8 protein-coding genes are annotated in these 11447 nt (G+C 44.6%); all 8 read left to right on the top strand.

Going from position 1 to position 11447, the window contains the following annotated elements; all coding sequences use genetic code 11:
- Positions 1–3: 3 nt before the first annotated feature.
- A complete protein-coding gene (locus tag R8P61_32385; protein ID MDW3651822.1) occupies positions 4–2004 on the top strand; it encodes a hypothetical protein in 2001 nt (666 codons plus the stop codon).
- Positions 2005–2079: 75 nt separating this feature from the next.
- A complete protein-coding gene (locus tag R8P61_32390) occupies positions 2080–3513 on the top strand; it encodes a hypothetical protein (protein MDW3651823.1) in 1434 nt (477 codons plus the stop codon).
- A 68-nt stretch (positions 3514–3581) separates the two neighbouring features.
- Complete coding sequence (locus R8P61_32395; protein ID MDW3651824.1) at positions 3582–4157, top strand: hypothetical protein; 576 nt, start codon at positions 3582–3584, stop codon at positions 4155–4157.
- Positions 4158–4175: 18 nt separating this feature from the next.
- Entirely contained in the window at positions 4176–5636 is a 1461-nt protein-coding gene (locus tag R8P61_32400) for a hypothetical protein (GenBank protein ID MDW3651825.1), read from the top strand.
- The gene (locus tag R8P61_32405; GenBank protein MDW3651826.1) at positions 5629–7020 is read left to right on the top strand and encodes a PKD domain-containing protein; all 1392 of its coding nucleotides are present in this window, start codon (positions 5629–5631) and stop codon (positions 7018–7020) included. The genes R8P61_32400 and R8P61_32405 overlap by 8 nt, the downstream gene beginning before the upstream one ends.
- A gap of 23 nt (positions 7021–7043) precedes the next feature.
- The gene (locus R8P61_32410) at positions 7044–8558 is read left to right on the top strand and encodes a PKD domain-containing protein (GenBank protein MDW3651827.1); all 1515 of its coding nucleotides are present in this window, start codon (positions 7044–7046) and stop codon (positions 8556–8558) included.
- Positions 8548–10008, top strand: a complete 1461-nt coding sequence (locus R8P61_32415; protein ID MDW3651828.1) for a hypothetical protein — start codon at positions 8548–8550, stop codon at positions 10006–10008. Before R8P61_32410 ends, R8P61_32415 begins: the two co-directional genes overlap by 11 nt.
- 10 nt (positions 10009–10018) lie before the next feature.
- Positions 10019–11447 (top strand): caspase family protein (locus R8P61_32420; protein ID MDW3651829.1); only part of this gene is annotated, 1429 nt, incomplete at its 3' end.

Genomic DNA, 11447 nt, shown 5'->3' on the forward strand with positions numbered 1-11447 from the left:
GCAATGAAACATACATCTCATATCAAGCCATTCAGCGTACGGATTTTTATGATCTGTTTTCTGCTGGGCATGCTTTCAAAAGCCAGCTTTGGACAAAGCATCTTAATCGACAATCCCGTCAGAGCCGGAGAACTTACCGTTTTCCCGGACGTGAAGGATGGGAACAAATACTATTACTTGCCGGATAAGCCTCGCCTGGCTTTGCATCCCAATGGAGAGCCTCAGTTTTCTTTCCTCCGCTACGTGGACAATGTGAGTTCGGAAGGAGCAGAAGATCAGAAAGAAGGAGAAGGCGGAGGAATCGTCCATGCGGTAGTGGAACTGAATGTAACAGATGATCAGCTCAGTGAAGCCAAAGGAGCGTTGCGTCAGATCAATCCCAGTGGAGAGATTGTAGGGCCGATCATCTATGAAGGAGGAACCATTGCCCTCATTTCTTCTATAGCCAATGAAGAATCGGGCTTTACCAAGAAGGTTATCGGCTTAGGGAAAGCTCCCATTTTGGACGGACAAAAAGCTGCAATTAGCATTTTACTTAATAAAAACGGAGCAAAAATCCTCTGGGAGTCCTTCAATTCTCCTACCCCGGATATGAGTTTTTCCTTCGAAATGACGGTAAAGGGCTACCGCTCACCCATTAGTGCTACCATAGAAGCCAATTTCGACCAGATCTACAACCACAGCAATTTCCAGGCAGGCGCCATCACCCGAGTGGGAAATACGATGCTGGGAACGGAGATCAACAAAACCTTTGATGATTTGAGGAAGACAGGCGCGATCAAAGTTACCTCCTTTGATCCGGATGCGGACATGGAAAAGGCAATTGATGCGGCTTACAATAAGTTGACCACCATGATGTTTAATTCGGCTAATAATAATGTGGGGACACCTCGAAATGCCGCATACGGAATGCGCCAACCCCGGATGCTGGATAGAGCACAAAATTTATTGACGCAGGGGAGAAGAATGGCTGCGGAAGATCTGGCGCAGGCCGAACGCCGGGCCTTACAACAAGCAAATGGGAACAACCCTGATTTGAATTCTGTTGGGGGAGAAGCTCCTGTGAATACTCCATTGGCTTCCGCAGGTACCCCTATTGATCCTAACCAGGGGTACAGTCAGAACCGAACACCTCCCGTAAATGATCCCAAATTTAAACCGCTCTCAAGTGGTATGCCGCCACCAAATACATCCGCAACTTCAACTATGCCTACCAGTGCCATTCTGGTTAGCTATACCATGAGAAAAGTTCGTCAGCGGGGCAGTTTTAAAATTGACTTGAATAAGTCCAAAACAGATAAAATTACCTTACGCTTCGATCATAATGTTGGAAGTATCAATTGCAATGATTGTTTTCGTGAGTTTAATATGGGAAGCGATGTATTCTATCAGCAGAGAGAAATAGCTGCAATAATGGATGGATACAATGCTTCGGATTTCGACAAATTCATCAATTATGTGGCAGTGAGTTTTAAGAAGTCTCATGAAAGTGGAGAGGTTACGACGGATGAGATTCGGATCGATCGTTCCCGTTTCAATAAAGAAGGCAACTTCTACAAATTTTTGTACGGATGGAAAGGAGATAATGAAAGAGGACAGTGGTTGGATTACGAATACAAAACCGTGTGGAATTTCTTTGGCGGCGCAAGTCTCGAGAGTGAATGGATTGCTTCTGAAGTTAATACCATTCCCCTTGCTCCTCCTTATTTGAGAAAGGTAATAGATGTAGAAATCGATCCGGAAATTGCAAAAGAAGAAGGCATACGATCTGCTGAGGTTAAAATTTTCTATGAGGTAGAAGGCAAAGAAACAGTAAAGCAGGTTCGGCTAAATCCGAGAAGTCAGAATCCTACAGTTCAGGTAGAAGTACTTGAGCCCGCAGCCTTTTTAAACATCGATCCGGGCTATAGCTATGAGATCACCTGGATTTTAAGAAGTGGAGAAACCGTAAAATCTGAACGGAAAACAGGTAACAGCCTGGTCATTTTTGCGGATTCCATGTAAGTCTAATTTGCTTAAACAAACATCATCTATTTGCTATTTCCTGAAATAGCTTCGAATACCCTAAGCTTAATTTTTATGAAAAAGATAACAGTCTTACTGCTTAGTATAGTGATACATCTGTCTGCAATGGGACAGGATCATGAATTCATCAAACAACATTTGAGAATCATTTTTATCAGTGATATGACCCTGGAACCGCGAAGGGCAAATAATCAGTTTCTTTTAAATGATAACCCTCAACATCCCTTTTGGACCAATCCTGAACATGCAGAAGCAGCTAAATTCCTAAAAAGGCTCATAGAGCCAGTTCCAAAAAATACGAGGACTTTTATTAGAGATAGTCAACTTCAACGTCTGGTAAAGGCCATTTTACTAATAAATGCTAAGCCAATAGATCTCTACATTTTTAATGATAACGTCTTCACAGAAAACATCCATAGAGATTGGAAAAATTATTCTTACTGTGACGGATGGCTCAATAAGCGCTTCGCCGCGCCTTGTGGGCAATTCCGTTCATCCGGAAATGTATGTGGAACCCTTGGAGTCGGTTCGGGCTTTCTTTCTGAAAGAAAAAACGACATGTTTGGAGACGAGGCCTTCATTTACGAATTGGTGATGACCCAACTTAGTTTTGGTTTTGAAAGGACAATGCCCCGCAACATGGATTTGGTATTGGCCAATGTCAGGGGAAATATTGAATTAATTTCGAGTAGGAATTATGCAACCAAAAGAGCCATTGCAATGGCTTTTACCAAGTATTTTCATTACACATGTTTAGCGCCACCAACGCCTGGAACTGTATTAGTTGAAACTGAATTCTATGAAAATAAGAAGTGTTTCAATTGGTTAAATAAAAACCTTCCCCTTAAACTGCTCGTTCCTCGTCAATGTGCAAATGAAGGAGTACCTGCTCAATTTTGCCTAACAGAACTGCTTAGACAAGATGGGTACCAGGGAGAAATAGTAAAACCAGGTAGCAGCTGTCTTTTACCAATTAGGCAATTATCTAGCAGACTCTTGCTTCATAATGAAATGATTCAGGCTGAGATCTTTTACCAATTTATGCGACTCAGTAAAAAAATGGGTCCCTTAAGTTTATTTGTTAATGTTATTAAAAACAGCCAGCTAGAACTAGCAGCTTATAAAGACACGGATGTCTTCAATATTTTATTCAAAAATCTCACCATTCAATCCAGAGACTCAAGAGCTATGGGAGAGTATTTGCCCATTGCAATTCTTGATTATTGTACAGGATTGAAGATCACAAATAAAAAAGATCTCGTTCTGAGCATTGGCACATACGTCAGCTTGCAGAAAGAACAGAACATAAATCTGGATGATTATTTTGACCTTATTAGGTCCTCCCTATTATATGCACATAATTCAGGAAGCAATGCGAAGGTATTCACTGAATTAAATCTCGATATGTTTATAAGAGCAATGACTGAATCGGGTGGTAGAAGTAAATCAACCAGAAAGCGGAACGATAACACAGATAGCAATCGGTAAAACAGGCAGTCGTATTTCCTTTCAAGCGTGTTTTCATCATTGAATCCGATAGAATATACTACCGTATTATGAAATCCATACTTTTCATAAGTTTCATAGGCTTATGCTTACTAAATCATGGCTTTGCCCAGGAGCTCCAGCCCCTTAAAAAGGACTTCCGCCCCTCGGTGAGCATTTCCAAAGCAGAGGTGCTTTCTCAATCCGCCGAGCGATTGAATATGAGTTTTGATTGCCAGGTCAAAGCCGGCAAGAAATACAGCATATCCGGAATCGCTTTGGATCGAAACAAGCAGCCCGTAGCCGAAGTTCAGGCCACTGCACAGGAATTGGCGGAAGGAGAAAGTCTGGCAGATTTGACCTTTAGCTTCAAACAGCTCAACGGCAAAACCTACCGCAATCCTCAAATAGAGACCCATTACATCCAGATTTACCTGAATGAAAAATCGCGGGCCTCTGAATTGATGGAAAGCCTAAACAAGAATTCGGATAAGGGCAATGCTTCTGGTTCGAGCCTGGCAAATGCCCTCGCCATCAAATACCTCTATCCCTTCAAAAAGACCTGGCGGGTAGGGGGCAATAAAAGTATGCGCGTGAAAGTCAATCTGAGTCCCATCGGAAAAGCTCGATTGCTACCCAGAAATTAAGCTTAAAAACCTAAGCCCATGAAATATTCATGCATATCCCTCATCTTGCTGCTGCTTTTGCCCCTCTCTCTCTGGAGCCAGGAGGAGCAGGCCGCGCAAGAGGAGGACAAGAACTCCCGGGAACGAAAAGGACCGGCCAATATCACCTTCAACATCATGGAGAAGGTAGAGGCGGACCATGATTTCAATGATGAACACCTCTTTAGCATCAATGAGCAGGTGTTCCGGGATGCCAATCGCGAATCGGGTTACTATTATTATTACCCGACCGAGTACAGCTTGAATTGGATAGCGAATAGAGGAGATGATCCCTATGACCTGAATTTCAATTACGGACAGGACGGTCAGGTAACGGTAACCGCTATTTTAAAACCTAAAATCAGCAGCCAGGACATTCGCCTGTTTCGCTCGAAACTTCTGGCCCAGGCAACAACAGGAAAAGCAGATGCGAGTCCGGCCATTGTAGGCTTTCAACCTTTGCCACTACGGAATCGACCCGAGATTGAATTCAATAACCTGAGTCAGTTTGGCATCTCCGAAGATCAGGTAGATGTACGTCCACCCGCAGATCTGAAAGGAGACATCTTGCTCTCTTTTACGACAGAGAGTATAGAAAGTCTCATAAATATGTTATTTAATGATATTGGATTATATGGCAATGTGATCATCTCTCCCTCGGGCAAAAACGTCCAGCAGGAGATCGCCATTCCCTTCAATTTGAAGATTGATGATCCGGCCACGTACGGCAGGATGATCTTGCAGGGAGCCTCCTGGCGGAGAGGTTGGACCAATCGCACGGGCTATCCGGTCAAGCTCAATTACCTGCATATGCTGAAGGAAGAAAACGACCATCACCAGGTCTATTCCTGGAAGCTGGGAGATGCGGAAGTACCGGAAGAAGCGAGCATCGATTTTCAGAATGCCTACATCATTCCCAATTCCTGGGACAATGACAGAAGCATAAAAAGAATCTGGTTGGATTATACCATGCAGCCTTGTACTTCCTGCAATGAGAAGTTGAGGGAAAGCTTTGAAAAGGGCAATGGGAAAGATCGAATGAGCATCAAAGTCCGCATACAGGATGTCCTCGAATTTACCGGAGCGGATGTGGCTTACCTGAAAATTCGATCCCTGCAAGCCGACCCCAACGGCCGCCGAAAAGTCGCCCTGGAGGATGTTGAAATCACCAGCGATGGAATGAGCGTAGACCGAGGGCCTCTGTACCTGGATGCCAATGGAGACTTCAATTTTGAGTACCAAATCAGCCTTGTGATGCCGGACGGGAAGGTACACCAAGCCCGAACCTGGATATCCCACAATCAAAGCATCCTTTCCTTAGGCTCTAGCCAGGTAAAAAAGCAAATCCTCTTTTTCCGGAGCAAACCTGGAGGAAGCAAAGCTAATCCCGCAAAAAAAGCCAGCCCTCCGATGAGGAGAAATGGCAATTCTTCAAAAAATAAACTCAGACGAAATGGTTAAGCATAAAATCTATAATCTGCGGAAGCTTAGCTTTCCCTTCCTTACAATTTCTTTCCTGGCCCTTTGCCTGGGCATGAATAGCTGCGAGCTGGAATCCATACACGCAAGCATAGCGGTAGATTTCGATTCCAATACGGATTGCTACCAGGTGGCTTTTAATACAAATTCACAGGGAGCCTATAGCTGGGATTTTGGAGATGGAACAAGCTCGGAAGAACAAAATCCTGTACATTTCTACGAAGAACGAGGAACCTATGAAGTAAGCCTTACAGTCCGATCAGAAACAGGGGCTGGAAAAAGAAGTAAATCGATAAGCATAAATCCGTCAGGGAATACCTTTCGCCAAAGCCTTTCAAGCTATAATGGGAATCGCATGTTTCCCCAGGTAGATGGCCAGAAGTATCGATTGACAGCCAAAGGGTTTGGAGAGCGATTTAATTCCCTCCTTGACTTTTCTGCCAACGGGCAATTTGAAAGTGTGTACGATGCCGGTTCTGCTTCACGGGATTACCTCGCCTTTTTTAATCCGGTAGCCGGTACCACCCACACGATTTACAACGACAGCCTAAACTCTACAGTGGTTTATACCTACGTGGGTACAGGAGCGCGTCTGGATGGACTATTCAAAAGTGATACTTCTTTTGTTGCACATGATGTGAGTATGGGAGTAAATGAATCGGTATTCATTACCGGAAACTATACCTCAGCTCTGAGCAATCAATCAGGTGTTTTCGTCTGGTCTGCTAATTTATTTCCGGATAATATCATTTACTTCGATTTTCTTCAGCCATACTCACCTTCAAATCTGGCCAGCATTGATATAGAAGCTACCTCTGATGGAGGTGCTGTACTCGCAACTTTTGTCCCAGGTCAGGGAATATATGTGTTGAAAATCAACAATGCTGGGCAAAGCGTATGGGGGCGCTACATCAACAACAGCAATTTCCAGATTTCCACGAGCGTTGGAAGCGCCTTCAATTTCGAATATTTGGTCTCGATTGTTCCGCTGACTGCCAATGACTTTGTCGTCGGTATATCTACCCGGGACCTGGGAACCGAAGGAGGAGCAGTCTTTTTTCGCCTAAATGAAACTACAGATAGCTGGCGGACGGATTGGGAAGGCTTCGCCCGTCTGCGAGACATGATCCCAAGCAAAGACGGCCACATCATGGCTTGCGGAGCTTACAATAAAAACAATCTCCTCGTCCCGTACTTCATGAAACTGAATCCAGCGGGAGAAATCCAATTCGCCAAAGAAATCCTGGACATTTCAGAAGGCAACACCCTGGTAAACATGCTGGAAACTGACAATGATGAATTTGTCCTGCTGGGCAATGGCCAGAATATGGATCTATTCAGAGTAGACTGTGGAGGAAATTTTTAAGCTAGAATTTAGACTTCTTTTTTATGAAAAATACAAATATTTCTTTTTCTCTATTGCTGCTGATCTTTCTGATGGGAGCATGCAAGCTGGATAATCTTCACGAAGCAGAAGAGATGCTTCCTGCTCCTAGCTGCGATAATTTGGTAGCTGATTTCAATATCAACAACAATTCATGTTCCTGGCCCTGCAGCATTAACTTTGAAAACCGCTCGGTAAATGGGGTGAACTACCTCTGGGAATTTGGAGATGGAAATATGGCTACCCTTTCTGACCCGGAACATGCGTATGCGAAACCGGGAACCTATAATGTGAAGCTGACCGTTAGCGATGAAAACGGATGCGAAAAGATCATTCGTAAAGATGCCGTAATTGGATTTCAGACCTTCGAAAAGGTTCTGGGAGAGGAATCGACCCGGGAAATAGGTACACAATTGCTTGCTCTTGCTAATGGTGGATATGCAATCATAGGCAGTAAAAATGACAATGGGGGTATGGGATTGCAGGCGGCTATTTTGCGATTGGATGTTGATGGAAACCAATTATGGGAGCAAACCTATGGGGGCTTTGCTGATGACCGTGCCTTTGCAGGAATTGAGACACCTGATGAAGGATTTGTATTTGTCGGAGAGTCACAAAACAATGATACCCTGGAAAAATATGATGCCTACTTTCATCGAGTCTTTGATACGGGAAATTCATGGTTCGACAACTTCTATGTAGATACGGTTAGAAATACCAGTGAAGAGTATATCTACACCAGTGATTTTACCTCAGTCATCCAGGCAAGCAACGGAAAGTATGTGATGCTGGGTACGTCCTCACGCTATAATATGGACGATCAAAGTAGTACTACAAGTGTTTTCTTAGGGCAAACAAAAGGAATCGAGTTTACTAATGACTTTGAGGCTTCTCTTTATGGCCGCCCATCGGGAGTGGATCAAGGCAAACAAATCATCGAGACGGCTGATAAATCCAGTTATGTTTTAATGGGTATAACCCGCTTACCGGGAGAAAGCGACGACGATCTCTACCTGATCAAGGTGGATACTAGCAGGCAGCTAATATGGGAGCAAATTTTTTCAAATGTGAATGATGTTGAGCCTAATTCTATTGTTGAGACTGACGATGGAGGATTTATTATTGTTGGCACTAAAAATCCATATGCTACCGATAGTGACATTGCAGTCTTGAAATTGGACCCTGCAGGAAACCTCAGCTGGGAGAAAACCTTTGGGGGGACGGGAAAAGAATCCGGGGCTAAAGTTATCGAGACCGAAAATGGGGATTTGGTAATCGTCGGTGAAACAACGAGTCTGGGCGCAGGAGTTTCGGACCTCTACCTGTTAAGACTTGATAAGATGGGGGATTTGATCTGGGAAAGAACTTTTGGCAGTGTGTTTTATGAATGGGGAATCGATGTAATTCAGGCAAATGATGGTGGCTTTCTTCTTCTCGGAGGAAAAAGCGAGCAATTCTTCAATAGCTTCCGAAGCGACATCCTATTCATCAAAACAGACGATCAGGGCAATGTCAATTAGGCAAATGATGATTAATAATTATCTACATAAAATTCTTTGGAATTCCAGCCTGCTTCTGGCCTTGCTGATCGGAGGTGCGAGTCTTTCATTAGGGCAAGCCTTGCAGTCCAGCAAGCAGGAATTGGAAGGCCTGACCTTTTACCAGGATTTGAAAAATCCTCAGCTGTACTATTATGCACCGGGCAAACTGCGACTTGCCAAAGAATCCGATGGAGCTCCCAAATTGCAGATCGTTTTTACCCGCTATACAGGGACACGTTGCGGGGGAGATCAGGGCGAAAAGCAGTTTCTCAACCTGGTACAACTTACGGCGGTCATGGAAAAAGCCCAGGCCCGTCAATTAAGAGCTGCCAAGCTGGCTTTAGGGGAAGACGTAACGATCCGTCCTTTATCCATCCAGAATGTAGAAGCTTATCTGGTTGTACCGGTGGGAGATAGTTTTCGCAGATTGGGAGGCGTTGGGAGTTCAGAAGCAAATAGCGAAGGCGGAAGTAGCAGCAAAAGGAGCTATTGGACGGAACGCACCTTTACCCTGCGCCTATCCAATGAAGAAGCTCAGCTGCTCCAAAATTTACTGAAGGAAGATAAACTCGCCTTGAGCATCAACTATTCCTTCTATGCCGATCTGGTTCAGGATGTTCAGCGTTCCCTGGATATCTCGGGCAATAGCGATCGGGATTTGAATAAGCTGGAGGAGAAACTGGAAAAAGTGATTAAACAGGATTCCATTCCTGTTTTGCAGAGCATAGCCGGAGGAGCCTTTGCAGTAAGTCTCGATTTCGCCAGCTATCCGGAAAAGCTGAAAAAAATAGACATAAATGAAGCCGGGATTCCTACCGATTACCCCGCCATGGAACTCCGTTGCTACGATTTTGCCAATGAGCTAAGACCCGATTTGAACATGAAAGAGATTCAAATCAAAGCCCTGGGAATAGGAGGGAGGCGTTGGATCGAATTGGACCCCATTACGTTCTCCCGCTTTCAACCGGATCTAAATGTGCAGCAGGTCAAGTTTTCTCAGGCGGTGAACATGGGAACTGATTTCCGCTACCAGGTGATTGAGCATCCCAAAGCAGGAGATGTAAAACGTACGGGTTGGAAGAGTATGCCCTTCTGCAGCAGCCTCCTGGATGTAAGTACAGATTTGGAAGCTTCAGGTCTCCGAAAGCGATCCCTGGAGATCGAAGTACCTGTCGAGCAATTCGCAGAAAAAAGCCTGGCTGCCATGACCCTGGTACTCGACTACCAACTGGATGGAAAGCCTATGCAACAATTCCAGGTCTTTGAAGCGAATTCTGTCAGAGTTTTTCGTCAGCTAAGTCTGATTCACGATCGGGACACGGATTTGAATATCCAAACGGTTTGGCATTACAGCGAAACCTCAGCAGATCTGAGTCCTGCAGCATCCGTGGATGAGGAAGATTACATCTTTTGCAAACTACCCGAATAAGCCCATGAATATGAAAGCCTTATTACCCATACTAATCCTAAGCTTTTTTCTTTTGGAAAGCGCCCACGGCCAAATCCGAAAGAAGAACGCCAGTAGCCAAACCCTGGTAGTAAAGACCCCCAAAAAGAAAAAGGAGGCCAATATTCAGGAAACCAAAATCATTTGGATTTCCCCGGACAGAAAAACGAAACTGAGCGAAACCGTCCAGATCAAGGCCCGCATAGAGTCTAAGGAAAAAGTGTTTCAGGATCAGGTGAGTGTCTTGCTCAACAATGAAAAGCAGGGAGCCAAAGGAGAGGTCGTCGGATTTAAAGCCGTTGCGAGTGATAAACAGGAACTCAACTTTGAAACCGAAGTAGTCTTAAAGGAAGGCGTGAATAAGCTGGAGATTGTCATGAAGGCAAAAGATGGGCAAGTGTATAAATCCTACCCCAAGGTATTGATCAGGGACGGCGAAGATATCTCCGAACTTACGCCCGATGCCAATGACGGAAGTAAGGGAATCTTCTGGGAAAAACCTTTGTGGACCAGCAGTGCATTAGTGGTGGATGAACGCCAATTCCAATTGCAGGTGCTGATCAATTCTCCGGTAGCCCTCAAGAAAACCGATGTCTACATCCTACGTCAGGGCATTCAGAAAATCAAACCTTCGCCTGATTCCAAATTGATTCGGATTGGACCTGCCAAATACCAGTTTAGCAGTACGCTTCAGTTGCAGGAGGAAGGGATCAACGAATTTCGGGTAAAGATTTCCGGAGCCATTGCGGGCAGTATGGAGTCAGAAGCCCTTATGCTGAACTTCACTCCGCATCGCCCCAACATCCATTTGCTTTCCATCGGTACCCAGACAAATCTGGATTATACCATGAAAGATGCCGGTGACTTCGCCGCCTGTTTTGAACCTCAATCCAAAGACCAGGGAGGCCGACTCTTCAATCAAGTAAATACCGAGGTGCTGCTGGGAAAAGAGGCATCCTCCATCAACATCAAAAAAAGCATAGAGAAGCTGGAGGCTAAGTACAAAGCCGGAAACATCGGAAAGAAAGATATAATCCTATTGTACATCTCTTCTCACGGTTTTTTGGATGAAAGGCGTCGACTTCGCATCCAGGGAGATGACTACGATCCCTCTACTTACCGAACTACTTCCATTTCCTATGAACGAGACATCATTGAAGTACTCGAAGCCATTCCCTGCAAGAAATTGATTTTCATCGATGCCTGTTACAGCGGAGGAGCAAAAGGAAACAATGAAGATGTCGACTATCAGTTGGAGGAGCTGAACAAAGTTTTGAAAGGCTTTACCACGGTAGTTTCCAGCCAGGGAGACGAGGCTTCTTATGAGGATGTGCAGTGGGAGAATGGGGCTTTTACGGAAGCCATTTTAGAAGGCCTCGCTCAGCAACGCGCAAATAAAGACGGTAACTCTTTTATCACCA

It is taken from the genome of Bacteroidia bacterium, from assembly GCA_033391075.1.
GTDB lineage: Bacteria > Bacteroidota > Bacteroidia > J057 > J057 > JAWPMV01.

What these genes read in the sequence shown, in the direction of transcription:
- R8P61_32390 (MDW3651823.1), top strand. Translation starts at nt 2,080, where the DNA reads ATGAAAAAGATAACAGTCTTACTGCTTAGTATAGTGATACATCTGTCT.
- R8P61_32385 (MDW3651822.1), top strand. Translation starts at nt 4, where the DNA reads ATGAAACATACATCTCATATCAAGCCATTCAGCGTACGGATTTTTATG.
- R8P61_32395 (MDW3651824.1), top strand. Translation starts at nt 3,582, where the DNA reads ATGAAATCCATACTTTTCATAAGTTTCATAGGCTTATGCTTACTAAAT.
- R8P61_32405 (MDW3651826.1), top strand. Translation starts at nt 5,629, where the DNA reads ATGGTTAAGCATAAAATCTATAATCTGCGGAAGCTTAGCTTTCCCTTC.
- R8P61_32415 (MDW3651828.1), top strand. Translation starts at nt 8,548, where the DNA reads ATGTCAATTAGGCAAATGATGATTAATAATTATCTACATAAAATTCTT.
- R8P61_32410 (MDW3651827.1), top strand. Translation starts at nt 7,044, where the DNA reads ATGAAAAATACAAATATTTCTTTTTCTCTATTGCTGCTGATCTTTCTG.
- R8P61_32400 (MDW3651825.1), top strand. Translation starts at nt 4,176, where the DNA reads ATGAAATATTCATGCATATCCCTCATCTTGCTGCTGCTTTTGCCCCTC.